Origin of the sequence: Brevibacillus porteri, from assembly GCF_003013475.1 — a bacterium.
Lineage (GTDB): Bacteria > Bacillota > Bacilli > Brevibacillales > Brevibacillaceae > Brevibacillus > Brevibacillus porteri.
Genome location: NZ_PXZO01000001.1, coordinates 211501 through 237439 on the forward strand (window position 1 = coordinate 211501; position 25939 = coordinate 237439).

The window sequence follows — 25939 nt, forward strand, 5'->3', positions numbered from 1 at the left end:
TAAGTCAATGACCGTCTCTAACCTTCCTCCTACAATAAAATGAAACAATGCAAAACAGGAGGGGTCTTATGGCGATCTCAATCAATCAGCCATCGATTCAGAGAAAATCTGCTCTGATTGCTGGTGTTTCACTTCTCATCATGGTGTTTGCTTCCTTTTTTTCTTTTGGTTTTGTTCATGGAAATCTTGTCGTAGAAGGAGATCCCAACGCAACCTTCCACAATATCCAGACATCCACTGTGCTTTTCCAAGCGGAAATTTTGGGATGGCTCCTGATCCTGATTTCATCTATCGAATACTGTCTGACACATCCCTTTAGTACAAAATAACATTTCGTGGGAACATCTCCTTGTCGAAGGAGTATGGTTCCTTTTTTATATTCCTCCGTAACGATTTCTTCAACGATTGCCTGTTGTTCTTTTTCAGAAAGGATTGTAAATCTAGTTAGGTATTTCAATAGAATCTCTTTCATTTCATTTTCCTTTCCTGAAAGAAAAAGGCTCCCATGCTCGAAACGGGAACCTTTTTTCTTTGTTAGTCTTTCGTCGCGGCTTACGCCTTGCTCCCCCACTGCTCCCGATAAATCAACTGTTGCAGATCCTCGCGTTGTCTCCATTGGTGTAGCTCCAAGAGTGGACGTTCCGGATAGTGATCCGTGTAGCCGATCGACAGCAATGCGACTGGATCGATATGCGGCGGTATGTTTAGGATACGACGCACGTCGGCCTTCTTGTAAAAACTGACCCAGCCCATCGCCAAATCTTCTGCGTAGGCAGCCAGCCACATGTTTTGGATCGCACAGCTGACAGACATGATATCTGTTTCCGGGATGGAATTGCGTCCAAGTACATGGTCTCCGCCCCGTGTAGGATCACAAGTGACACAGATGGTGACAGGCGCTTCCTTGATCCCTTGAATTTTCAACTCTAAAAAGGTCGACTCTCGTCCCGTACCTTCGTAGTGGATGGCTAGCGCCCGGCGTTCTTTATCCGCACATTCTGCGAGAGCTTGTTTGGTTGCGTCATCTTCTACCAGGACAAAATTCCAAGGCTGCATGAATCCGACAGAAGGAGCATGGTGGGCAGCAGCCAAGATCATGGCGAGCTTTTCTGGGGCGACAGGGTCTTGACGAAAGCTACGGATATCGCGACGATTGCTGATGGCTTTATACAAACCGTTTTTTTCTTCCGCGGTTAAGCGTTTCATGAGAAAAACCTCCCTATTTGCATTCAGGTCTCTTTATTTTACTTACAAAGTATGCTTCCTTCCAGACATCTGCTTGACATATTCATGTCCTACGCTAAAGGGGAGAGTAGTCCGAGCAGAGGGGAGAGAGTACGAGCATGCAAAACATCTTAATCGTGGAAGACGAGTTACCCATCTCTCGGGTATTGAAGGCGTACTTGGAAAAAAACAATTTTCAGGTCGAACAGGCATTTAACGGCGAGGAAGCAGAGCGGAAGTTTGATTCACTCAATCCTGCGCTCGTCTTGCTGGATGTGATGCTGCCTGGACGAAGCGGATGGAGTATTCTCGAATATATTCGGGCGAAAAGCTCGTGTCCCGTCATCATGCTGACAGCGTTGGGACAAATCGATAACAAGCTGGCGGGCTTGAACAAAGGCGCCGATGACTATATCACCAAGCCCTTTATTGCCGACGAAGTGGTCGCTCGCGTACATGCGGTATTACGTCGCCCGAAACAATTGATAGAAGGCGATCATGTGAAGCAGTTCGGTAGTCTGAAAGTCGACTTCAAGGCGTATTCTGTCATGCTGCACGGCATCGAACTGGCGTTTACGCCTAAGGACTTGTGCCTGTTTCTTTTTTTGGCACAGTACAAAAACCAGACATTCACCAGAGAACAGCTCATCGAGCAGGTGTGGGGGATGGATTACGAAGGAAGTGATCGCGCAGTAGACCTCGCGATCAAACGCATCCGGCGATCCTTGGAGAATTGGCCGACATCCGAAGGGGAAATCCGTACCTATCGTGGCTTGGGCTACAAGCTGTGTGTATATGAGTGATAAAAAACGCACCTCTTTATTTCGGTATTGGACGACGCGATACCTGATCATCTTGTGTATCGGCCTTTTCGTGATCGGGATTGCCTCCAGTTATTGGATTTCTTATAGCGAAACTCAAAAACGCCTTGATTTTATGAGACTGATGGCGGCGGAAGTAGCGGATCGGGTCGTTGATGTGGAAGGCAAGGTAAAAATGGCTCCGTTCTTGTTTCGTATAGTGGACAGTCGCCAGGAGTCACTCGGAGTCAATTACAAGCCTATTATGATGATTTTAGATGAACACAAGCAACCAGTATTTGGCGTACCAGGTCCTTTTTCTGGGGAACTGAAGCGCATCGCGCCTGATTTGGTGGAAGCGGATGACAGCCTGTCACGGTTTGAGCTTGCGCGGGGCGAAGAAGTGCTTTTCGTGAAGGAAAGCATTAAGGTTGATGAGCGAGTGGTTGGCTGGGTCATGCTGTTCACCCCACAAAAACAGGTGATTCGAAGCATGACGGAATTCCAGTTGCTCGCGATCATGCTTCTGGGTCTCGGCTTACTTGGATGGCTCGTCATTTATTTGCTGACGAAAAAGCTGTCTCAGCCGATTAAGGATGTGGCGGACGCTGCCAAGCAAATCGTGCTGGGGAACTACGAGATTCAATTGGATAAAAACAAGCGCGAACAAGAAGTGTATGAGCTGATCCATTCCTTTGAAGAAATGGCAGAACGACTGAAGCAGCTGGAAATGATGCGTACCGAGCTATTGGCAGGGGTGACGCATGAACTCAAAACACCTGTTACGTCCATCAGTGGGCTGGTACAAGCCGTGAGGGAAGAGGTTGTGAGCGGTGAGGAAGCCAAGGAGTTTTTGGATATTTGTACGAATGAAACGGCACGTTTGCAAAAGATGGTAGAGGATTTGCTCGATTTTAACTCTTTTGCTGTCGGTGACATTCGCATTCGCAGGCAACCTCAAAACATACAAGAGCTGATCCGGGAAATTACGCACCAATGGGAAATTGTGCAGGAAGAAGAGAAGCTAAGCTTGCACATCGAAAATGCCTCTGATCCGATTTGGATAGAGACCGACCCACTGCGTGTGCAGCAAATCATGTACAATCTCCTAAACAATGCGGCACAAGCGATGGAATCGGAGGGGCGGATTCTCGTGTCGCTATCTGCAACAGCAGATGAGATTCGCATTGATGTGAAGGACAATGGACGTGGGGTACCGCTAGAAGAACAGTCTTTGATTTTTGAGCGATTCTACCGAGGCGAGGACAAGAAGCACATCATCCGTGGGCTGGGGCTTGGTCTGTCTTTTAGCAGAATGATTGCCCAAGCGTTAGGGGGGAGGTTGACCCTGACGGAGAGTACAGCGTCAGGCAGCACCTTCACGTTGATTTTGCGCAAATAAAATAGGCATGATCCTAAAACGACCTGGTTCTCTGGTCGTTTTTTTGTGTCTTCATCTGACTTTTCCCTGACGTATTCGTTCCGTATAGTGATCGCAACCAAAAAGACAAGTCTTCAATCAAGTAGACGGTAGGAGGACTACGAGTGACACAAATGGAGAAAACGCGAACGTTGTTTTCGAAGGTAGGAAGCAACAAGAAAAGACGGATAGTTGGTATATTGGCTGTCGGAGCCGTGGTCATTTCAGGTGGAATATTCGGCTACCAGTCGTTTTTTCCCTCACAAACGGCGCAGGCCGCTTTTCAAGTGGAGACGGTAAAAAGGGGAGACATCTCAGAAGTCGTGCAGGCATCAGGCACTGTCCAGGCTTCCAAGCGCTCGGCTCTCTCGTTTTCTGATGCAGAAGAAGCCAAGGATGCGATCTCTACCATTCAGGTCGGCGTGGGTGATGCTGTGAAGGCAGGGCAAGTTCTGGCGACGATGGACGATTCCGTAGCGAGAATCCAGGTGACCAATGCGGAAGCCAATCTTTTATCGGCACAAGCCAAGCTAGAAGAGGCACTAAAGCGGAAGAGTCCTGCTGAAATCACTTCTTTGCAAGCCACCGTCAATCAGACCAAGAACGAGTGGGAGCTCGCAAAGCAAAACATTGACGGGAAAAAAGCGACGAATGACGTGGAGAAGGCAAAGGCAAATCTGGAGAGTGCCCAAAAGACATACACTTCCCAGAAAGCATTGTTTGCGGCAGGTGCGATTGCCAAGAGTGAATTCGACAGTGCCCAGTCCTCGTTGGACCAAGCTCAGCGCGATTACAACTCGGCAGTCTTGACAGCCGGACAGACGACAGGGCAGGCCAGTGTGAAGGTAGAGCAGGCATTGGCTGCGTATCAAACAGCGCAAGAAGCGTTGCAGGAAGCGAAGGAAGGACCCGATGCCGCTACAGTATTATCGGCCAAAGCAGCTGTGGAACAGGCAAAAGCGGGGCTGCAACAAGCACAAAAGGCATGGAGGGCTGTCACCTTGAAAGCACCGATGGACGGAGTGATCGTCCAAGTGAATGGTAATGTAGGCGAAATACCCGGCAATGATTTCATTATCATGGATAATTCGAATAGCGGAGACTTAGAGGTATTGGCCCAGATTAGCCAGAGTGACATCGGAAAAGTGCAGGAAGGCTTGCCTGTGACTTTTACGACTAGTTCTTATGCGGACGAGACGTTCCGTGGAAAAGTTAAGCTGATCTATCCAGAAGCGAAAACCGACGCTGGAGTCACCACTTACGATGTGCTTTTGTCTGTGGCAAATCAGGATAACAAATTGAAGATCGGGATGACGATGAACGTCGCGATCGAAAGAGGTACCCATAAAAATGTGCTTGTGGTACCTGCGCAAGCGCTGCAAACGCAAAATGGCAAAGATGGCGTGTATGTGCTAAGAGATGCTGCACAACAAGCCGGTGAAGGAGCGGAAGGGAATCAGGCTGAGGCGAAGCAAGCGAATAACCGCAGTGGAGGCAGAGAAGGCAGAGCGAATATGCCGTATCGATTTGTTCCGATCAAAATGGGGTACTTCACTGCCGATCAGGTAGAAGTGACGGAGGGGCTTACCGAAGGAGAGCGTGTCGTTATCCTCGTGAATACACAGACCTCATCTGGAACGAGTCAAAATGGAATTCGAATGGGCGGCGGTATGCCGGGATTCGGCGGAATGGGCGTCCAGATAAGGGGACGGTAGGCAGATGAAACCGGTCATTCAAATAGAAGAGCTGAGAAAACAGTACGTCATCGGAGATCAGGAGATTTATGCGCTCAGAGGTGTCAGCTTGTCGATTGAGGAAGGGGATTTCGTGGCCATCATGGGGCCCTCCGGTTCAGGCAAGTCTTCCATGATGAATGTGATTGGCTGTCTGGATAAGCCCACCTCGGGAGAATTTTTTTTAGACGGCTATCCTGTATCACAAGCACATGACGATGAATTGGCGGTCATCCGCAATCAAAAAATCGGCTTTGTTTTTCAAAATTTTAATCTGTTGCCACGTACAACCGCAGTTGAAAATGTAGAGCTGCCTCTATTATATGGAGGCACGCCTGCACGGGAACGAAGAGAAAAAGCCATCCGGGCATTAACGAGTGTCGGGCTGGCAGAGCGATTGAACAACAAGCCCAATGAGCTGTCAGGTGGACAGCAGCAACGCGTGTCGATCGCGCGAGCTCTCGTCAATGATCCCGTCATCCTGCTGGCAGATGAGCCGACAGGGGCGCTGGACACAAAGACGAGTGAAGAGATCATGGGTATTTTTCAAAAGCTGAACGATGCAGGCAAAACGGTTATTTTGGTGACACATGAACCTGATATTGCGGAGTATGCCAAGAGGATCGTCCGATTTCGTGATGGGCAAATTATCGCGGATGAAGTGGTGGAGGATCGCAGGAGGGTGTCGATGGAGGGTAGAGCAGATGAGCTTTATTGAATGTGTACGCATTTCATTTCGCAGCATCAGGGCAAATGGCTTGCGCTCCGTTCTCACGATGCTGGGAATCATCATCGGTGTGGCTGCTGTTATCGCGATGGTGGCGATCGGAGAAGGGACTTCCACGTCTGTTACATCACAGATCAATGGTTTAGGGAGCAACCTGCTGATTGTCTCACCTGGTCAGGCGACACAAGGCAGGGTAAGCCTTGGGGCTGGCTCTCTGAATACGTTGACGATGGCAGATGCAGAAACCCTGATGCAAAAAGAGTCCATTTCGGGTGTGGCTCCCAGCGTCAATGCGCGGGGCCAGATTGTCTGGGGAAGCAATAACTATTCCAGTACGCTCGAGGGGACGTCAGCCGATTTCCCTCGGGTGAGGAATGTAGAAATAGGACAAGGGCGTTTCTTTAGCAACTTTGAAGTGAAGATGCAATACAACGTGGCTGTCGTGGGGACAGAGGTGGTCAGCAACCTGTTTAAAGGAGCGAATCCAGTGGGGCAAACCGTTCAGATCAACCGGATTCCCTTTACGATCGTCGGCGTATTGCAGAGCCAGGGAAGTTCAGGCATGACAAACAACGACGATCGGATCATCATTCCGATTACCACTGCGATGAACAGGTTGACCGGAGATAAAAATGTAGGTTCGATCTACGTCTCGGCAGCATCGTCGGACTTGATGGAGAAGGCACAACAAGATATTCAGCAAGCCCTTCGTGCCAATCACAAGCTACGGCCTCAAGCTGCCGATGATTTCCGCATTACGTCTCAATCAGACATTTTAAGCACAGCACAGTCAGTCTCCAGCTCGATGACCGCGCTCTTATCTGGCATTGCTGCTATCTCGCTGATTGTTGGCGGGATCGGCGTAATGAACATTATGCTTGTATCAGTCACGGAGCGGACAAGGGAGATCGGGATTCGCAAGGCGATTGGAGCCAAGCGGGGAGATATTCTCCGCCAGTTTTTGATCGAAGCGGTTACGCTTAGCCTGATTGGCGGGGTGATTGGTATTGCCTTAGGGGTAGGGGCTGCGTTATTGGTTAGCAAGCTCGGTCAGATGGCGACCTCCATTAGTCTGTCGCCGATCATGTATGCATTTTTGACGTCTACATTGGTTGGTGTCATTTTTGGTGTGTATCCGGCGAGAAAAGCAGCACAGCTCAAACCAATTGACGCACTGCGGTATGAGTGAGTGTGTAATTTTACCAATCCGGGCATACTAGCCGTGAGAGGTGTTGGTGCTGATGGAAAAAAGCGTTCAATTTTCCGTACCATGGCGAGAAGCGACACGCATTGTGAAAAGGATCAAAACAAGCAAATTGCGTTATTTTGTCAGACAAAAAGAGGGCAAGACCAGTGTTGCGTTCGTCTTTCCTCGAGTTAGCGTCAGCCAATATGTCTATTTGTATATCATTTTTGGACCTAGAGCTGCTGATGTGCTCAACAACGATAGCAAATAGAATGATCCCTGATGGCCTTAAGCAGGCGTCAGGGATTTGCAATAATTCACAGGAAAACAAAACCTGACACTTTTCGATAGGACTGTTTCATAGTACAATTCCAATATGAACGAACTTGGGGAAGTTCGGGATGGCGGCACCCAATCTGTGCAGAAGGGCCGCCTCTTTTTTTGCTAATGTACAAATGTTCGTTTTCGACAGCATTTTTACTCATAGGATATATTAGGTACAAATACCTGAATATACAGCTAGAACGAGTGAGTAGTTGGATATAAAATGAGCGTATTCACGTGAATACAACGTACTACTCTCTCCCAAGATTTGATCTTGGGGCTTTTTTTTTGTCAAAATGCATGAAAAAAAGCCGTTTCTCATAACGGCTCTGTTATCGATAGAGTAGGTTGAAAGCTTCCTTTTAGCAAGGCATCAATCAATTGCTCCTGTGTGAGAGAAATCGTGATGCCCATCCCAGGTAGATCGACAGAAAAAACATTCTCTCGGTACAAATACCAAAGATCGCCTGTCGGCTCAATGGAATAGACGTGTATATTTTTCTGTGAATGCTGGCCTGCTTTCTGGATTTCCCGCAACGCTGTAAATAGTTCTCCCCATACAGGAAGATAAGGCTTCGTTTGGTGCTGTACAATCGCTTGAATCAGTAGGTTTTTCACGAGAGAAATAGCATCCATGGTTGAGTGGTTCAACGAAAGCATGACCGTTATACTCCTTTTGCATGGCTTGGCGCATTAGTCTTGTGTGATGGCGATTTTTGTCGAAGTTATGAATAAGTGTAAAATAGTTATCAGTTCGATGCAAGAGAAGAGAAGGTAGAGATGAGTATTTGGATATTTGACGGTTGCTGCTGATTTGGATAGCATAGGAAAAGCGGTTTTGACAAATGGCAATAGCGAGAAGCGGGAGATGAGATTGTGGCAAAAAAACACCGATTGATCATCGAGTTTTGCGGTGGATTTGGACAAGGGCTGGCCTTGCTGTATGCTTTGCGGTCGCCTGATGTTCAAGTGGCAGGAATCATTTGCAGAGACACGCAGTCAAGCTTGGCTAGCAAGCTGATTGATTTTGCACAGCCAGGCTATGAAATTCCAATCGTTACAGGTGCCAAGCAACCGCTTTTCTCGGGAACGATAGAGACGACCACCTCGGAAGGTGTACGGCTCCTTGCAGAAAACACGCAGGATGAGGAAAGTGACTTGACGCTCGTGACATTTGACCGTTTGACGACGCTAGCTTTGGCTGTCACGCGTGATCCACTGTTGGTGCGTAAATTTACGCGAATTGTGGTGCAGGGTGGAGCCATACGCGTACCAGGAGACGTTACGGCCATTGCTGAAACAAACATGCATGGTGATCCAGAAGCAGCTGCGTTCGTTTTGGCAGCCCGCTTGCCGCTGGTGCTTGTTCCATTAGATACAACCAGCTCGTTTCGTTTGACGGAAGAGCAAGTACATATGCTGGGAAGTCTCGCACAAGCAGTTGGCCTGATCGATAGAACGACGATGTCAGACATGCAATTCGCCGCTTCCGCTCGTGCGCTCCATGCATGGGTAGCGATGCTCGCAGCTCTCTCTCCAGAAAAGATGCGGATGGAGCAGATGAAGCTCTCAGTCGAATGCAAAAGCGAATGGTCACGCGGTGCTATTCTAGCCGATCTACGGGCGAAACCGAGTGTAGGAACCGATACGTCTGTATGCGTTGCGGTTGAGATGGCAGAGGCAGAGCGCTTTTTGCAAACCTTTTTGGATCAGGGAGGGGTATAAGCGCATGGAAAAAATCATTTTGGATGTCGATACCGGGATTGATGATGCGCTGGCGATTGCTTATGCCGTTCACTCGCCTGCTCTTGAAGTGTGTGGGATTACCACGACTTTTGGCAATATTACGGTGGAGGAAGCAACACGCAATACCTTACAGATGCTAGAGCTGCTTGATGCCTCTGCGATTCCTGTCTATCAGGGGGCATCGAAGCCGATTGTTCGCGACCTCACAGGAAAAGCAAGGCTGTTCCACGGTGAAAACGGGCTAGGCAATGTCGTCCTTCCTGAGCCATCAATAACGGCTCAGCCACAGTGTGCCACACAATTTCTCATCTCTGCGATAAAGGAACATCCTCACGAATTGACACTCGTGACCGTCGGGAGCATGACCAATCTGGCGCAGGTGATTATGGCTGCTCCAGAAATCGTATCCCTTGTCAAAAGAGTGGTCGTGATGGGAGGAGCTGTAACGGTGCCGGGGAATCGCACGCCTGTAGCGGAGGCGAATATTTGCGCCGATCCGGAAGCGGCAGCGTATGTCTTCCAGTCTGGTATTCCAGTGACGCTGGTAGGCCTGGATGTGACGATGCAAACGCTGCTTACCCGCGAGCACTTGCAGGAATGGAGAACGAAGGATACACGCTTGAGCCATGTTTTCGCGGATATGTGCGAGGTGTACATGAATGCCTACGCCACAGTGGGTAATTTGCGCGGCTGCGGTCTGCATGATCCATTGGCGGTAGGTGTCGTCATTGATCCGACGTTTGTGAAGGCAGTCCCGATGCATGTTGCGGTAGATACGTCCGGGGGAGCCAGTGATGCCCGTACGATTGGAGACAGACGGGAGCATCCAGCGCAGCCGCCGAATGTGGACGTGTGCCTGAAGGTTGACCATGAGCGCTTTGTCAGCCATTTTTTGAAACATGTATTAGGAAATTAGGAGGTAGTTATTGTGTTAAAAGAGTTTAAAGAGTTTGCGTTAAAAGGAAATGTGATGGATCTCGCTGTCGGTGTCGTGATTGGTGGGGCTTTTGGTAAAATTGTTACTTCCCTCGTTAATGACATCATTACCCCATTGATTGGGATGCTTTTGGGCAAGGTCGATTTCTCCGGTCTCTTCATCAATTTGAGCGGAGTTCCTTATAAGACGATCGCTGACGCAAAATTAGCTAAAGCTGCAACGCTGAACTACGGGTTGTTCATCAATTCCGTCCTTGATTTTGTCATTATCGCCTTTTCGATTTTTATCGTCATCAAGCAGCTCAACCGTTTCAAACGCAAGCAAGAAGTGGAGAAAGCACCTGAGACAACGAAAGAGTGCCCGCATTGCATTTCGGCTATTCCGATCAAGGCTACACGTTGCCCGAACTGCACCTCCATGCTGGAGCCAAAAGGAACATTGGCACACGAATAAGACAAATACACGATTCAAGCGAACAGAGGAGGGCGATTATGCCTTCCTCTGTTTTCGTTTCACGCGGTTTTTATACTGAGAGTGAAGTCTTTTAATCGTATGGTAATAGGTCTTGTCTTTGAGCTTGGCAAACAACCCGTGGGATGGAAAGTCGTAATTGACCTCAATAATGGAGAGGCTTCCGGCTTTATCAATGGCAAAATCAACGCCGATTTGCGCACTGTGCCGATATTTATTAAAGTGGGCACATACACGGTGACTGATTTGGATCAAATCTGAGACGACACTTTTCAATTTGGTCGGCTCGACTGCTCCAGATTTTTTCAAGGCATGCGGGACTGTGACGGCATATCCGCCGCCACGAGCGACATTGGTAATAATACTGTCGGAACCGGCTACCTTGGCTAGCATGCCGGCATACTGCCATTTGCCTAATCCATTGCGCATCATCATAACGCGAATATCAAAGGGGCGGCCGTCGATTTCAGCTAAATCCAGCCCTTTTTGGATGACATAATTTTTTTCTGTGCACAGGCTGGTGAGCTGTTGCTTCAAGTCTGCCAAGGTCATAGCGTGCATCGGCTCTCCACGTTCCTTGACGAACTGGTAGCCCCCGTCGTCCGTTTTCCAGACACGGATAATGCCTTTTCCCATATGGGTTCGCGTCGGTTTGATATAGACGGTAGAATACTTCGCTACATACGAGTCCAAATGAGCAGGCTGATACAAGGAAGTAGGCGGGAGGTAAGGGCGAATGTGCGGACTTTTTGAAAAGAACTGATGAAGTTTCCACTTGGAAGAAGAGATCACACCATGCACCTCACTTTCGAAAAATCCATTCGTCCTAACATATGCAACTACATTCACGACCGTTTTTGCTGGCTCTCGCGTTTTTCAAAAAATGCTGAGGAGTGAGAAGGATTTAGAAAGTTGTGGGGGAATATATGTTCTAATCATTGGACAAGGATGGCGAAAATCATGCGGCAATATCGCCCAGTGCAACCTCCGACTCTGGAACGAGCGAACGTCCAAAATGAGTACCGTTACCGAGAATACATGCCCAGCAAAAGTCTGGCGAACTATATCGCCTGCTACTGGACCTCAGAGTACAACGGGGAGGGTATCGCACGTATGAGCCGAGTCATTCCGGATGGATGCGTCGATATCATTTTCAATCTCGGAGCTACTTCTGTAAAGAAGGGGGCATTTCTAACGGGACTGATGCGGACGTATGAAGATATGCTAGTAGCCGAACCACAATCCTTGATCGGCATTCGGTTTTACGTTGAGGGAGCAGCTCGCTTTTTGCGCTACCCGGTCGCCATGATCAACGGCCATCATCCCCATCTGCAAGACATCTGGGGCAAAGAGGCGGATGAAGTGATAGAGGGCTTGCTCGAAGCTTCCGACACGGCGGAGCGGATCGCTTGGTTGGAGCAGGAGCTAATCAAACGATTATGGATGGATGATCCAGCAGACCAGTTGCTATTGACAAGCATGAACTATTTATATGAATACAGAGGAAATCTTTCCATGGCTGCGCTCGCCGAGAAAGTGAATTACAGCGAGAGAACCTTGCGCAGGACGTTTCAACAACAGTTGGGTATGAGCCCGAAGGAACTGGGCCGAATCATTCAATTTCAAGGGCTACTGCAAATGTTGGCTAAAGGAACACGCACTTCGTTTACAGATGCAGCTCTCCAATGTGGCTATTACGATCAGTCGCACTTGATCAAGAGCTTTCACACTTTTTACGGTGTAGCTCCCAGTAAGATTGTCTCGCCAGATCGTACGAATTGATAGTCTTGAAAAGTTGTCCGTTTTTTACAATCTTCTTTTTGTGAGACGCGTTACCCTATAGAAAGGATGGTGAATTCATGTGAATGAACAAACATTAGATACATACTGCCGGAAGCAGCCCGGTACCACTCATGACTATCAGATGGATTGGGAATGCGATCGCTACCATGTCGGAGGCAAAATATTTGCCATGATCGGAGGCGATTCCAAAGGTGTTCGCATCCTCACCTTGAAATGCGATCCGATGCGTGCGGAGGAATTGCGCGAGACCTATGAAGGGATCGTACCCGGCTATCACATGAATAAATCCCATTGGAATTCTGTCTACTTGGACGCTGCCATTCCCGAAGGTTTATGGGAAAGGATGATCGAGCATGCGTACGAAACGGTGCTCCAAAAACTGCCTAAGCGCGTCCAGCAAGAAATCAAGAGCGAATAGGAGTGAATGATATGGGAATCAAGCTTGATATGGTAGGGATTGTTGTACAGGACATGAAAAAAGCGTTGGATTTCTATCGGGTTCTCGGTTTCGATATTCCGGAGGGAGCAAATGAAGAGCCACATGTGGAAGTAGCGCAGGAGGGTGTTCGTCTGGCCTTTGATACAATAGAAGTTGCCAAGGGTGTGTATGGAGGATGGGAAGCACCTGTTGGGCATCGAATTGAGCTGGCTTTTTTGTGTGAGGATGCTGCGGCACTTGATGCGTTGTATACGAAAATCGTTTCACATGGCTACGAGAGTCACCGTGAGCCGTGGGATGCGTTCTGGGGCCAGCGGTATGCCATTGTGAAAGACCCGGATGGGAACCTGATCAGTTTGTTTGCGTAATACGAACCTTACATAAGAAGACAAGCCGAGCCTATGTGAAAAAGGTTCGGCTTGTTTGCGTTTTGGACCGCATCATTGGCTGATATATAAAACTTTTTAATAGGAAAACATACCCATAACTTCACTGGTTTTCCTCACTATAACGGGTTAGTGCTGTGACAGCTTGAACGGGGAGAGGCTTGTCCATGGTTATTATTTCAAGAAATAAAATTTACTAATAATCGATTGACTTGTGTAATTTTGCTACATATAATGAAAGCGATAACAGGAACGAATTTTTCAACGATTCTCGATTTTTAAATGGGGGCTTTTGACATGGATCAACCTGCAAAATTGCTCGATTATCGTGCGAAAAATGAGCATGTACTCATCGGCCTCATGTCGGGAACTTCGCTGGATGGCGTTGATGCCGCACTCGTAACGATCCGCACAGATGAACAGGGCGAGATCGAAAAGGTGACTCTCCGCGATTTTTTTTATATGCCTTACTCCGATGAATTGCGTGAGTGGGTCATGAATCTGTGCAGTGTCGAAACAGCGAGAGTGGATCAGTTGACTGCGGTTCATTACGGCTTATCTGAATGGTATGCCTATGCGGTACAGCAATTGATGCAGAAAGCTGGTGTCACGACAGCCGAAGTAGACGCAGTCTGTATGCACGGACAAACCATTTGGCATATTGCCGGGCGCACGCCATTTCCCGGACCACAAGGAATGACAGAGGTCAGGGCGTCCTTGCAAATCGGCGAGCTGTCCACACTGGCAGAACGTACGGGTATTCCGGTAGTGGGGAACTTCCGCGCTCGAGACTTGGCTGCTGATGGAGAAGGAGCACCGCTTGTACCGTATGCAGACTATATTTTGTTCCGCCATCCGCAAAAAGGCAGACTACTGCAAAACATCGGTGGAATCGCCAATGTCACATTACTTCCTGCAAGCGCAGCGATTGATCAGGTCGTCGCTTTTGACACAGGCCCTGGCAATATGATTATGGATCAAATCGTCCAGCTCATGACCAACGGACAGATGAGATATGACGAGGGTGGCAAGCTGGCCGCAGGTGGCACCGTCTCTTCGGTGCTACTGGAAAAATGGCTACAGGACCCGTATTACCAGATCAAGCCACCGAAGAGTACAGGCCGCGAAGTATACGGCAAAGCTTTTGCCCAAGAGCTGTTTCATGATGCGGATCAACTCGGAATTAGTCAGACGGATCTGTTAGCAACCGTGACAGCATTGACTGCCACGACAATTGCGAACGCCTATGTGCAATTCGTATTACCCACAACCAAAGTGGAGGAAGTGATCGTCTCAGGGGGAGGCGCTCATAACCAGACGCTTCTCGCCATGCTGCAGCGTCAATTGCCGACAGGAATGACCGTGATGACGGCGCAGCAGTTTGGGATGCCTGACGATGCGAAGGAAGCCGTCGCTTTTGCCATTTTGGGCCATGAGACACTAATGGGCCGACCATCCAATGTGCCATCCGTAACAGGGGCGAAGAGGGCCGTACCGTTAGGAAATATATGCTTCTAACATGAGATCAACAGAGGGGGTACCATCGTGAAAAAAAGAGTATTGGCAGGGTTTTTCCTATCATTGTCTCTCGTGCTTTCCGCTTGTTCTGGTGGAGGAACAGCACCCGCAGAGCAAGGCAAGTCAGCGGAAGGACAAGCAAAAACAGAACTGATCGTGGCAGCCGAGCAAGAGCCAGTGGGCTATGACCCACACAAGGTTCCAGCGGCATCCAGTGTGCGTGTCTATGCGCTCATTTACGATAGCCTGACCAAGCTGGACGAGAACATGAACATCATACCGAACCTGGCAGAGAAGTGGGAGATTGCGCCAGACGGCAAAACCGTCACCATGTTCCTGCAAAAAGGCGTCAAATTCCACAACGGAAAAGACATGACGGCAGAGGACGTAAAATTCAGCTTTGAACGAATCATGAATCCAGACACAGGTTCGATCGCGAAATCGTATTTTTCCAGCGTAGAAGCAATTGAAGTGAAAGATCCAACGACAGTTGTCTTCAAGCTGAAAAATGCGGATGCCTCATTCGTTGCAAATACGGCAAGCGCCTATGCTTCCATCGTGCCAACAGGCTCCACTGACCTGACCAAGGAAGCAATCGGTACCGGTCCCTTCAAAATGGAAAAAAGTGAGTCGGGACAATATGTCCTGCTGAAGAAAAATGCGGATTACTTCAATAAAGAACTGCCAAAGGTAGAGTCCATCAAGTTCCAAATCATGAAGGACGAGGCTGAGCGTCTCGCTGCGATTCGCTCTGGTAAAGTCGACATCAGCATGGTGTCTGCTGATTCTGCGAAGCTCTTGGAAGGCAAGCCAGGCGTACAGATCAAGAACTACCAATCCTTGGAGTACAGTTACCTGGGCATTAACGTAAACAAAAAGCCTTTTGACAATCCAAAAGTGCGCGAAGCGATCAGCTATGCCGTTGACCGTAACCAAATTATCCAGACTGTCTGGAAAGGGGAAGCGACTCTGACTGGTCCGATCGCTCCTGCTTTGACCAACTCGGCTTTGGACCCAGCTACTTATCCGACCTACAAAACAGATGTAGAAAAAGCGAAGCAAATGCTGGCGGAAGCGGGCTATCCAAACGGTTTCGAGACTCAAATCGAAACAGCAGCAACTTACCCAGATATGGTGGAAACGGCACAAGTGATTCAACAACAGCTCAAAGCAATCGGCATCAATGCGAAGATCAACCAGCTTGAGTGGGGGAACTACATCGAAACGTGGAAATCCAAGGACATGAACTTGATGGTAGGCCGCAACACTTCTGGTGTAGATGCTGACCGTTCCATGCGCTTCTTCTTCTCGACAACTGGTTCTGCTAACGTGTGGAACTACTCCAATCCTGCCTACGATGAACTGGTGCAAAAGGCACTGACGACAGTAGATCAAGGAGAGCGCAAAAAGCTGTATGACGAAGCACAAACCATGCTGGTAGCAGATGCACCGAACCTGTTCCTGGCATCTCCGAAAAACTACTACGCGGTACGTGACAACATTGATTTCACGCCGTCGGCAGCGGGCGAAGTATACTCGCTGATCAAAACTTCGATCAAGTAATGTAGCATACGTGTGAGGAAGGCTCCGCCAGAGGTTAGGCGGAGCCAAGTTTCTAAATATGGAGGGAAACTCGTGGGATCTTACCTAATCAAACGTGTCGCCAGCCTGATTCCCATCCTGTTTGGCATATCCGTCTTGATCTTCACGATCCTGCATCTGGTGCCGGGCGATCCAGCTTCCATCATGCTAGGAACGAATGCCACACCGGAAGCAATTGCGGCGTTGAATAAAAGCATGGGGCTGGATCAGCCGTTGATTAACCAGTATCTGCATTGGATCACAGGAATCCTGCAAGGGAATTTTGGTGTGTCGGTCCACACAGGAGAAGAGATTTTGCCCCAAATTCTCAAGCGTTTTGCCATCACCATGCAACTGACTGTATTTGGCGTTCTGATTGGGTGGGTGCTCGCGATTCCGTTCGGGATTCTTTCGGCGATTCGCGCTCATTCCAAAACAGACATCGTGGTTCGTGTGTTTACGCTGCTTGGTATTTCTGTTCCGAACTTTGCCATCGGGACCCTGCTATTGCTCGGTTTTTCCCTTTATTTCAACTGGTTCCCGCCCATTGATGTGGTGAACTTCTGGGAAGATCCGATCGAGGCGTTCAAGGTATTCATACTGCCTGCGACAACGATGGGGATTGTAGTGGCTGCTGGTGTGATGCGGATGACTCGTTCAGCGTTTTTGGAAACCATGGACAAAGATTTTATTCGGACAGCACGGGCCAAAGGTAACAGTAAGTGGACAATCGTCATAGGTCATGCGTTCCGCAACTCTTCGATTCCGATTGTCACGATCGCAGGTATGCAGATCGGTTACCTGTTGGGCGGGTCTGTGATCGTCGAGCAGCTATTCTCGATTCCTGGTTTGGGCCAGTACATTCTGGAGGGAATTTATCAGCGGGATTATCCGGTTGTACAGGGAGGCGTTTTGTTCGTCGCTCTGGTGTTTGTCCTGGTCAATCTGCTCATCGACCTGATCTATACCTGGATTGATCCGCGTATCAAGTATTGACAAGGGGAATGCGACATGAGCACATTTCGAAAGCGTTTTTTGGCGAATAAGACAGCCGTCTTCTGCTCCATTTTGCTGGCGTTGCTCTGTTTGACGGCAGTGCTGGCTCCAGTGTTGGCTCCGCATGACCCGACACAAATGTTTCAGGATCATCGGATGGAAGGCAGCTCAGGTGAGTTTTTGCTAGGTACGGACCAGTTTGGTCGTGATCTTTTGAGCCGCATCATCTACGGTGCGCGCGTATCGCTGGTGGTCGGGCTTTCTGCCGTTCTTGTCAGCGTCGTTTTCGGTACGCTGTTTGGCTTGATCGCTGGCTACTTCGGGCGCTGGATTGACGGTTTTATCATGCGCTGTATGGACGTTCTGTTTGCTTTTCCGGAAATTTTGTTGGCGCTGGCGATTGTCGCAGTATTAGGGCCGGGAACCTTTAACACGATCATGGCCATCGGAATCGTGAACATTCCGATCTTCACCCGGACGGTGAGGGGAGCAGTTCTCTCTATCAAAAATCTGGAGTACGTAGAAAGCGCTCGTGCCATCGGTGCGAGTACACCGCGTATCTTGTTTCAAGAAATTTTGCCGAATGTAACGGCTCCGCTGCTGGTTCAATCCTCTCTGGCGATTTCAGGCGCGATCCTGACCGAATCGGCCCTCAGCTTTTTGGGCTTGGGGATTCAGCCACCAGACCCGTCATGGGGCGGGATGATTTCAGAGGCGCGTCGCTACATGGAGTTGGCTCCGGGCATGATTATCTGGCCATGTGTGGCCATGACGGTGACGATTCTTGCTTGCAACATGTTTGGAGATGCTGTCCGTGATATTCTCGACCCGCGTCATCGTGGGAAATAGGAACGATAGGCAGAGGTGAGAACGAATGAACGTGCAACAGATCAGAGAACGAATGGAGTTCAGTCTGACGCAAGGGATTCATCAGGGCATTTTTCCGGGAGGCGCTGTCAGTATGCTGCGAAAAGGCGCGCCAGCTTTGACAGTCTGCATGGGAAAAACAAGCTATGGACAAGATGGAAGGCCGGTTCATAGTCAAACGATATACGATATGGCCTCTTTGACCAAGGTGATGGTGACCTTGCCGCTCATTCTCATTAGTGTGCAGGAAGGCAAGCTCTCATTGACTGACTCTGTGACGACCTACCTGCCAGAATTGGCGAGCGTCCACGATCAGGAACGCAAAGGGCAGATCAAAATCATTCACCTGCTCACACATACATCGGGACTTCCTGCATGGCGTCCGTACTTTTTGCTAGGGAAAAATCGGGAGGACTATTTGCGGCTCATCGCAAACGAGTCGATGCTGGACGCCCCGGGACGAAGCGTTGTGTACAGTGATCCGGGATTCATGCTGCTGGGCTTTTTACTGGAGCGCATCTGGGACGAGGAACTGGACGCGCTGGCGATGCGACTGATTTTTCAACCGAGCCGAATGTTTCATACGAGCTACTTGCCGCTGGAACAAACACGTATGCAAGGAATGGACATAGCTGCTACGGAGAAGGGCAATGCCTTTGAACAAGAGATGGCAGTGACTTTTTTGTCGGAGCTGGCAGAAGCCAGACATCCTTTGGCGCTGGAATGGCAGCAGGCTTTGACCGGATACGGTTGGCGAGAAGGGGTGATTAGTGGCACGGTTCACGATTGCAACGCGCACTATGGCTTGGAAGGTGTCAGTGGGCACGCCGGACTTTTTTCTACCTTGGCTGATACAGAGCGCTACATGCACATTTGGACGAGTGGGAAGGCTTCCGTGCAGCTTGATCCGACGCTGTGTGCCTTGGCTACTCGCTCACTCACAGACCATTCGATTCATCGCAGAGGATTGGGGTGGATCATTTCCCCGACAGGCGGCTCCTTAGAACAGCTTGCCGCAGGTTGTAGTGGGGGAGACCTTGTCTCGGAATGCGCCTTTGGGCATACCGGCTTTACAGGAACGTCTATCTGGTCGGACCCGGAGAGAGACGTGACGCTGATTACATTGACAAACCGCGTGCATCCTGTCGCGAACCCGTTGATCGGGGCGTGGCGGACCGCTCACCATAACCGATTATTTTCTGTAATCAAACCTGACCACACATCCTGATGAAAAGGGGGAGTACTCATGGCAGCAATGCTTACGATTGATGATTTGCGAACTTCTTTTATCCAAGCAGGCAAAAAGCTGACCGTGATCGAGGGTGTCAGTCTCTCTGTAGAGCCTGGTGAAACTGTCGGTGTGGTCGGTGAATCCGGATGTGGAAAAAGCGTGACCAGCATGTCCATCATGCAGCTCTTGGGACGGAATGTAGAGATGACCGGGAGCATCCGTTTTCAAGACAAGGAGCTGCTCTCACTTACGGATAAACAAATGCAGACGATTCGCGGCAATCAGATCGCGATGATTTTTCAGGAGCCGATGACTTCGCTCAACCCATTGCATTCGATCGGCAAACAGATTAGCGAGCCCTTGCGTCGGCATCTCGGACTGTCCAAACAGGAAGCCAAGCGACGAACGATCGAGCTTTTGAAAGAAGTCGGGATTCCGCGTGCCGATGAAATCATTTCCGACTATCCGCACCAATTGTCAGGCGGGATGCGTCAGCGTGTGATGATTGCGATGGCGATGTCTTGTGCGCCCAAGCTCTTGATTGCCGACGAACCGACGACGGCTTTGGACGTGACGATTCAGGCGCAAATATTGGAACTCATGAAAAAAGTCCGTCAAGAGCAAGGCACTTCCATCCTGCTTATCACACATGACCTGGGAGTCGTGGCGGAGATGTGTCATCGTGTCATCGTCATGTATGCAGGTCAAATCGTAGAGGAAGCCGACGTCAAGCAGCTGTTTGACGAGCCGAAGCATCCGTATACGAGAGGACTTTTGAAATCGATGCCTTCTGTCAGTGTTAACCAAGAGCGTTTGGATGCGATTCCGGGCTCGGTGCCCCTTTTGAGCGAAATGCCTGCGGGATGTCGTTTTGCACCGCGCTGCTCACAGGTCATGGATATTTGCCGCGAGAAAAATCCAGAACTGACGCCTGTCGCAGACAACCAAAAGTGCCGCTGCTGGCTGTATCGCGAGGAGGACGTGCAATGAGGCAACCACTGTTGGAAGTCAAATCATTGACCAAACATTTCACGAGCAAGCAAGGATTCTTCAGCAAGGAAAAAGTCGTCCGTGCCGTCGATGGGGTCAACTTGACGGTTTACCCGGGCGAAACCGTCAGCATCGTTGGCGAATCAGGCTGTGGGAAATCCACAACAGGACGCTGCATCCTACGCCTGATTGAGCCAACTGACGGAGAAGTGTTTTTTGAAGGACAGGATATCCGCAAGCTCAATGAAACAGAGCTGCGCCGGGCAAGACGCAACATGCAGCTCGTGTTTCAGGATCCGTTTGCCTCGCTGAACCCGCGAAAAACAATCGGACAGCTTTTGGAGGACCCACTCATCATCCACGGCATCGGCAATTCAGTAGAACGCCGCAAGCATGTAGAGGAGATGATCCAGATCGTCGGTCTCTCCAAGCAGCAGCTGGATCGTTTTCCGCATGAGTTTTCCGGTGGTCAGCGCCAGCGGATCGGCATAGCAAGGGCACTGATATTGCGCCCCAAGCTGATTGTGGCTGATGAGCCTGTGTCTGCTCTGGACGTGTCGATTCAGGCGCAAATTTTGAATCTGATGCAAGATTTGCAAAAGGAGTTCAATCTGACGTATTTGTTCATCTCGCATGATTTGAGTGTCGTCCGCCATATTTCGGACCGGGTAGCGGTGATGTATCTCGGAAAAGTGGTGGAGGTAGCGGATAAACAATCGTTGTATGAGAAACCAACACATCCATATACACAAGCACTGTTATCAGCGGTGCCTGTACCGAATCCCCATTTGACGACCCAGCGGATCATTTTGGAGGGAGACCTGCCTAGTCCAGCAAATCCGCCGTCTGGCTGCACATTCCATCCGCGTTGCCGCCACTGTATGGACATTTGCAAAACGGTTGCTCCTGTGGCTAGCGAGGTATCGAGAGGGCATTTTGTCACTTGCCATCTGGAGCAGTCATGAAGTGAGCATGGGGCAGTAAGATTGAAAAGGAGGTTCGATAGAGCATGAATCTGGAGAACTTGCAAGCATTGACGACTGAAGGAAAAAACGAGAGCAGCAGTGATTTGGATCAATTGAGTGCCCGAGGCATCGTGCAAATGATGAACGATGAGGACAAGAAGGTTCCTTATGCGATAGAGCGCGTCCTCGATCAAGTATCCGATGCGGTAGAGGTCATCTCACACGCATTGGAAAAGGGCGGGAGACTGTTTTACTTTGGTGCTGGAACGAGTGGACGTTTAGGGATCTTGGATGCGTCCGAGTGCCCGCCGACCTTTGGTACACAGCCTGAGCTCGTTCAGGGTGTGATTGCAGGCGGACCATCTGCAATGGTACGCGCGGTAGAAGGCGCAGAGGATTCTTTTGAATTAGGTCAAGAAGATGTGCATAAATACGGCGTGACCAAAAATGATGTGGTCGTAGGAATCGCAGCCAGTGGACGGACTCCGTATGTTCTCGGTGTTTTGGCAGAGGCACAGAAGATCGAAGCCAAGACGGTTGCTGTCTCTTGCAACAAGCCTTCGTACATCAATGAAGGCGTAGATGTCGCGATTAATGTGGTCGTAGGACCGGAAGTATTGACCGGATCGACGAGACTCAAGGCAGGAACAGCCCAAAAGCTGGTGCTAAACATGCTGACGACAGCGACGATGATTCGTTTGGGCAAAGTGTACGGAAATCTGATGGTCAGCGTGCAAGCAACCAACCTCAAGCTGAAGGAACGAGTAAAGCGGATCATCATGGAAGTGACCGGAGCGAGTTACGAGGAAGCAGAGCAACTGGCTGATCAGGCAGATGGTGATGCGAAGACAGCTATTATCATGAAGCTGACGGGATCGAGCAGGGAAGAGGCCACTCGTTTGTTAAATGTTACCAATGGAAGAATCAGGGAAGCCATTCAGCAGTTGGACTAAGTTTTTGGGAAAGGATGGAGAGATTCCATGTTGCCAGAATCCATTCGCGAAGAGCTGCGTGCCATCGTCGGAGAGAAAAACTGTCTCGACAAACAGGAAGCATTAGTCGCCTATTCGTATGACGCGACGCCGATGCAGCAAGCATTGCCGGATGTGGTCGTCATGCCGAAGAGCACAGCCGAAGTCCAGCAGGTCATGCGAGTTGCAGCACGACATCACATCCCGATTGTGACGCGTGGAGCAGGCTCTAATCTATGCGGCGGAACGATACCAGTCGGTGGCGGAATTGTTTTGGTATTGAGCCGGATGAATCAGATCGTAGAGATTGACGAACAAAATTTGACGATAACGGTACAGCCGGGGGTTCGAACGGTCGATATCCATCAGGCGGTAGAGGCGCTTGGTTTGTTTTATCCACCAGATCCAGGCAGCATGGTCATCTCCACGATTGGCGGGAATATTGCGCTTAATTCAGGTGGACTGAGAGGGTTGAAGTACGGAACAACCAAGGATTACGTGCTGGGTCTCGAAGCTGTGTTGCCGAACGGAGAGGTCATCCGTACCGGGGGCAAGCTGATGAAGGATGTGGCGGGCTATGATCTGACCAAGCTCTTGGTCGGTAGCGAGGGCACATTGGCGATCATTACCGAGGCTATTCTCAAGCTGATTCCGAAGCCGCAGACACAGCGGGTTATGCTGGCGATGTTCGCAGATATGGCACAGGCGGCGAGGTCTGTTTCTGCTATCATTGCCAATCGTATCATTCCTGGCACGCTTGAATTTCTTGATCAGGGCACGATCCGTGTTGTCGAGGATTTCAAAAAGATCGGGCTTCCGACAGATGTGGCGGCGATCCTCCTGATCGGTCAGGACGGAGAGCCACAGACGGTTGATCGGGACATGGAGCAGATCGCTGTTATTTGTGAGGAGAATGATGCCGTCCAAATTAAGGTAGCGAAGACAGCCGAGGAAGCTGATGAGGTAATGACCGCCCGACGCAGTGCGCTCGCCGCATTGTCACGGATGCGTCCGACGACCATTTTGGAGGACGCAACAGTTCCCCGCGCCGCGATTGCGCCGATGGTCGCCGCGATTCAAGAGATTACGGAGCGTTACGGACTGCAAATTTGTACCTTTGGTCATGCAGGAGACGGCAATTTGCATCCGACCTGCATGACAGACGCTCGCAACACGGAAGAGATCGAGCGTGTGGAGCATGCCTTCGAGGAAATTTTCGCAGCGGCAATCGATTTGGGGGGAACGATTACGGGAGAGCATGGCGTAGGAATCGTCAAGGCACCGTATTTGGAGTGGAAAGTAGGGGCCGCAGGTATGGAGATCATGAAAGGCATCAAGTACGCTTTCGATCCTCACAATCTCCTGAACCCTGACAAAATGTTTGCCAAACAGTCCCGGAACAGAGTGGTGGTCCAGCGTGCTTAAAGAAGCCTTGGTGAATAAACTCGATTACGACGAGCTGTCCAACTGTATGCGCTGCGGCTTCTGTCAGCCAGCCTGTCCGACCTTTCGGGAAACAGGCTATGAGGCAGCTTCTCCACGAGGTCGCATCGCCTTGATGAAAGCCGTAGCAGACGGTGTCATGGAGCCGGACAAAGATTTCGTCGATCAAATGAATCTGTGTCTAGGCTGCCGGGCATGTGAGCCGGTATGCCCAGCAGGTGTTCCGTACGGTCAACTGATCGAGCAGACGAGAGAAGCGATCGAAGAAGTGCAGGAGCATCCATGGTGGGTCAAAGCCGTCCGCAAGCTCGCGTTTTTCCACCTGTTCCCTCATCAGAAACGCATGTACCAGCTCGGTGGACTCTTGCACTTCTATCAGCGCTCAGGAGTGCAAAAAGCCGTTCGCAAGCTAAGAGTGTTATCCATCCTGCCTAAGCAAATGCGGGAAATGGAAGCAATCATGCCTGAAGCATCTGGAAAAGGGATCGTGGACTTTTTCGGTGGCACGGTTATTCCAGCCGTAGGCGAGCGCAAGTATCGCGTAGGAATGTTTCACGGCTGTATCATGGATGTCTTATTCAATGAGACGAATCGCAACACCGTGCGGCTTCTGAGTGAGGCAGGCTGCGAGGTAATCATCGCTCCAGACCAGGTGTGCTGCGGTGCTCTCCATGCACATAGCGGTGAGCGTGAACAGGCTCGCCATCTGGCGCGAAAAAATGTGGCTGCTTTTCACAAGGCTGATGTGGATATCATTGTATCCAATGCAGGCGGTTGCGGGGCGATGCTACAGGAATACGACCATTTGCTGGCGGAAGATGCAGAATGGCAGGAGAAGGCACAATGGTTCGCTTCACGCGTGAAGGATATTAGCGAGGTGCTTGCACTCCTCGTGGAACCAACAGAATGGCAGTCATTGCCCCAACGGATTACTTATCAATCCTCCTGTCACCTGCGCAACGGGATGAAGGTGACCAAAGAGCCAGTGAACCTGCTGCAAGCCATTCCGGGAGCCACATACGTACAGCTCCGCGAGGGAGATCGCTGCTGCGGCTCAGCGGGCATTTACAATCTGGTGCAGCCTGAGATGGCCGGAAGCCTTTTAGATGAAAAAATGGGTCATGTAGCGGCTACCCAAGCAGACATTCTCGTGACCTCGAATCCGGGCTGTCTGTTGCAAATGAAAGCAGGCATTCATCGAGCTGGGCTGGAAGGAAAGATGGAGGCCGTGCATATCGTCGATTTGCTGGCGCGTGTCAGTCAGAAATAATAGAATCGTATAGTCGAGAAAACGTGTAGGGAATCATTCTGCAAGACGGAGTGGTTCCTTGCACGTTTTTTTCATAGAAAAAGGGGATAAAAATAAAAGGACAATTAACGGAAATTGCATGTAAGAATGGCCAAATGCATGGCAGTAAAAATTCGGAGAGGAAGTGGTAGGGAGCGATGGAAATCAAAGTCGCAGTTATAGGTCCTTACGATTTGCTTGATGAGGTTTTGCGTATGGCAGCAACATTTCCAGCATTGAATCAACTTACTCGGAGATGGTCTCCGCGATTTATTGGACCCGCATATATCTAATTCCAATTCCTCGAAAAGAGAGAGCGGGATAACAGATTTTGTTAATCGCTGTCGAATAATGTATTATAATAGAAGGAAATAATGTAAAATTTTTAATGGAGGTAATAGGATGTCAATGACGAGTACGTTCACAAACTGGTTGAAATCGACAAAAGTTGGTTTGCAAGAGCAAGTGAAAAAGTTTCAAAACCGAGATTTTCTAGATGCAGTGGTAGCAGGCTGCGCATTGGTAGCGGCTGCCGATGGCAGTATTGATTCCGCAGAAAAACAAAAGATGGCTGCTTATATTGGAAGAAGTGAAGAGTTAAAGGTATTTAACATGAATGATGTCATTGCGAGATTTAATCACTTTGTATCTGGCTTTGAATTCGATCACGGTGTCGGCAAGATGGAGGCATTGAAAGTGATAGGAAAATATAAAAATAATGCTGAGGCTGCGCGTATTGTTGTCAGTGTTTGCTGCGCAATTGGTTCCGCGGATGGTCATTTTGATGAACAGGAAAAATCCGTTGTTCGAGAGATTTGTGGGGTTGTTAATCTCAATCCAGCAGAGTTTCAGCTATAAAAAAGAAGGGCGCCTGATCGGTAGCCCTTCTTTTT

At 49.6% G+C, this 25939-nt stretch carries 26 protein-coding genes and 2 pseudogenes; 24 read left to right on the forward strand and 4 right to left on the reverse strand.

All coding sequences use genetic code 11. From position 1 onward, the window contains the following. Positions 1–68: 68 nt before the first annotated feature. Positions 69–293, forward strand: a pseudogene (locus tag C7R92_RS00990) (DUF4386 family protein); the annotation flags it as partial. On the opposite strand, the pseudogene C7R92_RS00995 reads toward C7R92_RS00990, so the two are convergent. After that, positions 284–472 (reverse strand): annotated as a pseudogene (locus C7R92_RS00995) (cyclic nucleotide-binding domain-containing protein); the annotation flags it as partial. The pseudogenes C7R92_RS00990 and C7R92_RS00995 sit on opposite strands and share 10 nt — an antisense overlap. Positions 473–552: 80 nt before the next feature. Next, entirely contained in the window at positions 553–1206 is a 654-nt protein-coding gene (gene bluB / locus C7R92_RS01000) for a 5,6-dimethylbenzimidazole synthase (RefSeq protein WP_007727497.1), read from the reverse strand. 137 nt (positions 1207–1343) lie between these two features. On the opposite strand from bluB, the gene C7R92_RS01005 reads away from it, so the two are divergent. The 6 genes from C7R92_RS01005 (at position 1344) to C7R92_RS01030 (ending at position 7361) form a co-directional block, all read left to right on the forward strand. After that, on the forward strand, positions 1344–2027 hold the full coding sequence (locus C7R92_RS01005; RefSeq protein WP_069845802.1) for a response regulator transcription factor: 684 nt from the start codon (positions 1344–1346) through the stop codon (positions 2025–2027). Next, positions 1993–3426 carry a HAMP domain-containing sensor histidine kinase gene (locus C7R92_RS01010; protein WP_106832912.1) on the forward strand — a complete coding sequence of 478 codons (1434 nt, stop codon included), beginning with the start codon at positions 1993–1995 and terminating at the stop codon, positions 3424–3426. Before C7R92_RS01005 ends, C7R92_RS01010 begins: the two co-directional genes overlap by 35 nt. Before the next feature lie 143 nt (positions 3427–3569). Next, complete coding sequence (locus C7R92_RS01015; RefSeq protein ID WP_106832913.1) at positions 3570–5159, forward strand: efflux RND transporter periplasmic adaptor subunit; 1590 nt, start codon at positions 3570–3572, stop codon at positions 5157–5159. 4 nt (positions 5160–5163) lie between these two features. Beyond that, a complete protein-coding gene (locus C7R92_RS01020; RefSeq protein WP_088906448.1) occupies positions 5164–5895 on the forward strand; it encodes an ABC transporter ATP-binding protein in 732 nt (243 codons plus the stop codon). Continuing rightward, on the forward strand, positions 5882–7093 hold the full coding sequence (locus C7R92_RS01025) for an ABC transporter permease (RefSeq protein WP_106832914.1): 1212 nt from the start codon (positions 5882–5884) through the stop codon (positions 7091–7093). The genes C7R92_RS01020 and C7R92_RS01025 overlap by 14 nt, the downstream gene beginning before the upstream one ends. A 52-nt stretch (positions 7094–7145) precedes the next feature. Next, positions 7146–7361: a hypothetical protein gene (locus tag C7R92_RS01030; protein ID WP_106832915.1), complete on the forward strand. Its 216-nt coding sequence runs from the start codon at positions 7146–7148 to the stop codon at positions 7359–7361. Positions 7362–7732: 371 nt separating this feature from the next. Here the strand turns inward: C7R92_RS01030 and C7R92_RS01035 are convergent, their stop codons facing one another. Further along, positions 7733–8074, reverse strand: a complete 342-nt coding sequence (locus C7R92_RS01035; protein WP_106832916.1) for a hypothetical protein — start codon at positions 8072–8074, stop codon at positions 7733–7735. A 216-nt stretch (positions 8075–8290) separates the two neighbouring features. On the opposite strand from C7R92_RS01035, the gene C7R92_RS01040 reads away from it, so the two are divergent. From C7R92_RS01040 to mscL, 3 genes are read left to right on the forward strand one after another with little or no spacing between them, the layout of a single operon-like run. Next, complete coding sequence (locus C7R92_RS01040; RefSeq protein ID WP_106832917.1) at positions 8291–9139, forward strand: nucleoside hydrolase; 849 nt, start codon at positions 8291–8293, stop codon at positions 9137–9139. A gap of 4 nt (positions 9140–9143) precedes the next feature. Beyond that, positions 9144–10076 (forward strand): nucleoside hydrolase, encoded by a 933-nt coding sequence (locus C7R92_RS01045; RefSeq protein ID WP_106832918.1) that lies wholly within the window; start codon positions 9144–9146, stop codon positions 10074–10076. Positions 10077–10088: 12 nt separating this feature from the next. Continuing rightward, positions 10089–10550, forward strand: coding sequence for a large conductance mechanosensitive channel protein MscL (mscL, locus tag C7R92_RS01050; protein WP_106832919.1), 462 nt, complete (start codon positions 10089–10091; stop codon positions 10548–10550). A gap of 36 nt (positions 10551–10586) precedes the next feature. Here mscL and C7R92_RS01055 read toward each other — a convergent pair whose 3' ends face one another. Continuing rightward, entirely contained in the window at positions 10587–11360 is a 774-nt protein-coding gene (locus tag C7R92_RS01055; protein ID WP_106832920.1) for a YheC/YheD family protein, read from the reverse strand. A 156-nt stretch (positions 11361–11516) separates the two neighbouring features. Here C7R92_RS01055 and C7R92_RS01060 point away from each other — a divergent pair, with 156 nt between their 5' ends. From C7R92_RS01060 to C7R92_RS01125, 14 genes are all read left to right on the forward strand, one after another. Next, entirely contained in the window at positions 11517–12350 is an 834-nt protein-coding gene (locus tag C7R92_RS01060) for an AraC family transcriptional regulator (protein ID WP_106832921.1), read from the forward strand. 79 nt (positions 12351–12429) lie between these two features. After that, positions 12430–12789 (forward strand): MmcQ/YjbR family DNA-binding protein, encoded by a 360-nt coding sequence (locus tag C7R92_RS01065; protein WP_106832922.1) that lies wholly within the window; start codon positions 12430–12432, stop codon positions 12787–12789. 11 nt (positions 12790–12800) lie between these two features. Next, a complete protein-coding gene (locus tag C7R92_RS01070) occupies positions 12801–13178 on the forward strand; it encodes a VOC family protein (protein WP_017250907.1) in 378 nt (125 codons plus the stop codon). Between the two features lie 315 nt (positions 13179–13493). After that, complete coding sequence (locus C7R92_RS01075; RefSeq protein ID WP_106832923.1) at positions 13494–14714, forward strand: anhydro-N-acetylmuramic acid kinase; 1221 nt, start codon at positions 13494–13496, stop codon at positions 14712–14714. 27 nt (positions 14715–14741) lie between these two features. Next, complete coding sequence (locus tag C7R92_RS01080) at positions 14742–16277, forward strand: ABC transporter substrate-binding protein (RefSeq protein ID WP_106832924.1); 1536 nt, start codon at positions 14742–14744, stop codon at positions 16275–16277. Positions 16278–16349: 72 nt separating this feature from the next. Beyond that, positions 16350–17291 (forward strand): ABC transporter permease, encoded by a 942-nt coding sequence (locus tag C7R92_RS01085; RefSeq protein WP_017250910.1) that lies wholly within the window; start codon positions 16350–16352, stop codon positions 17289–17291. A gap of 15 nt (positions 17292–17306) precedes the next feature. Continuing rightward, complete coding sequence (locus C7R92_RS01090) at positions 17307–18140, forward strand: ABC transporter permease (protein WP_106832925.1); 834 nt, start codon at positions 17307–17309, stop codon at positions 18138–18140. A gap of 25 nt (positions 18141–18165) precedes the next feature. Then, entirely contained in the window at positions 18166–19386 is a 1221-nt protein-coding gene (locus C7R92_RS01095) for a serine hydrolase domain-containing protein (RefSeq protein WP_106832926.1), read from the forward strand. An 18-nt stretch (positions 19387–19404) separates the two neighbouring features. After that, entirely contained in the window at positions 19405–20379 is a 975-nt protein-coding gene (locus tag C7R92_RS01100; RefSeq protein WP_026043275.1) for an ABC transporter ATP-binding protein, read from the forward strand. Beyond that, positions 20376–21344, forward strand: coding sequence for an ABC transporter ATP-binding protein (locus tag C7R92_RS01105; RefSeq protein WP_106832927.1), 969 nt, complete (start codon positions 20376–20378; stop codon positions 21342–21344). The genes C7R92_RS01100 and C7R92_RS01105 overlap by 4 nt, the downstream gene beginning before the upstream one ends. Positions 21345–21388: 44 nt before the next feature. Further along, complete coding sequence (gene murQ / locus C7R92_RS01110; protein WP_069845770.1) at positions 21389–22297, forward strand: N-acetylmuramic acid 6-phosphate etherase; 909 nt, start codon at positions 21389–21391, stop codon at positions 22295–22297. A gap of 27 nt (positions 22298–22324) precedes the next feature. Then, positions 22325–23740, forward strand: a complete 1416-nt coding sequence (locus C7R92_RS01115; protein ID WP_069845768.1) for an FAD-binding oxidoreductase — start codon at positions 22325–22327, stop codon at positions 23738–23740. After that, positions 23733–25028: a (Fe-S)-binding protein gene (locus C7R92_RS01120; RefSeq protein WP_106832928.1), complete on the forward strand. Its 1296-nt coding sequence runs from the start codon at positions 23733–23735 to the stop codon at positions 25026–25028. The genes C7R92_RS01115 and C7R92_RS01120 overlap by 8 nt, the downstream gene beginning before the upstream one ends. A gap of 420 nt (positions 25029–25448) precedes the next feature. After that, positions 25449–25904 (forward strand): tellurite resistance TerB family protein, encoded by a 456-nt coding sequence (locus tag C7R92_RS01125; protein WP_069845765.1) that lies wholly within the window; start codon positions 25449–25451, stop codon positions 25902–25904. The last annotated feature ends 35 nt before the right edge of the window (positions 25905–25939 follow it).

Bases quoted from the DNA above. Each gene is read 5' to 3' on its own strand.
- C7R92_RS01020 (WP_088906448.1), top strand. From the start codon at position 5,164: ATGAAACCGGTCATTCAAATAGAAGAGCTGAGAAAACAGTACGTCATC.
- C7R92_RS01025 (WP_106832914.1), top strand. From the start codon at position 5,882: ATGAGCTTTATTGAATGTGTACGCATTTCATTTCGCAGCATCAGGGCA.
- bluB (WP_007727497.1), bottom strand. From the start codon at position 1,206: ATGAAACGCTTAACCGCGGAAGAAAAAAACGGTTTGTATAAAGCCATC.
- C7R92_RS01115 (WP_069845768.1), top strand. From the start codon at position 22,325: ATGTTGCCAGAATCCATTCGCGAAGAGCTGCGTGCCATCGTCGGAGAG.
- C7R92_RS01005 (WP_069845802.1), top strand. From the start codon at position 1,344: ATGCAAAACATCTTAATCGTGGAAGACGAGTTACCCATCTCTCGGGTA.
- C7R92_RS01030 (WP_106832915.1), top strand. From the start codon at position 7,146: ATGGAAAAAAGCGTTCAATTTTCCGTACCATGGCGAGAAGCGACACGC.
- C7R92_RS01125 (WP_069845765.1), top strand. From the start codon at position 25,449: ATGTCAATGACGAGTACGTTCACAAACTGGTTGAAATCGACAAAAGTT.
- murQ (WP_069845770.1), top strand. From the start codon at position 21,389: ATGAATCTGGAGAACTTGCAAGCATTGACGACTGAAGGAAAAAACGAG.
- C7R92_RS01100 (WP_026043275.1), top strand. From the start codon at position 19,405: ATGGCAGCAATGCTTACGATTGATGATTTGCGAACTTCTTTTATCCAA.
- C7R92_RS01105 (WP_106832927.1), top strand. From the start codon at position 20,376: ATGAGGCAACCACTGTTGGAAGTCAAATCATTGACCAAACATTTCACG.
- C7R92_RS01070 (WP_017250907.1), top strand. From the start codon at position 12,801: ATGGGAATCAAGCTTGATATGGTAGGGATTGTTGTACAGGACATGAAA.
- C7R92_RS01035 (WP_106832916.1), bottom strand. From the start codon at position 8,074: ATGCTTTCGTTGAACCACTCAACCATGGATGCTATTTCTCTCGTGAAA.
- C7R92_RS01075 (WP_106832923.1), top strand. From the start codon at position 13,494: ATGGATCAACCTGCAAAATTGCTCGATTATCGTGCGAAAAATGAGCAT.
- C7R92_RS01060 (WP_106832921.1), top strand. From the start codon at position 11,517: ATGGCGAAAATCATGCGGCAATATCGCCCAGTGCAACCTCCGACTCTG.
- C7R92_RS01090 (WP_106832925.1), top strand. From the start codon at position 17,307: ATGAGCACATTTCGAAAGCGTTTTTTGGCGAATAAGACAGCCGTCTTC.
- C7R92_RS01045 (WP_106832918.1), top strand. From the start codon at position 9,144: ATGGAAAAAATCATTTTGGATGTCGATACCGGGATTGATGATGCGCTG.
- C7R92_RS01095 (WP_106832926.1), top strand. From the start codon at position 18,166: ATGAACGTGCAACAGATCAGAGAACGAATGGAGTTCAGTCTGACGCAA.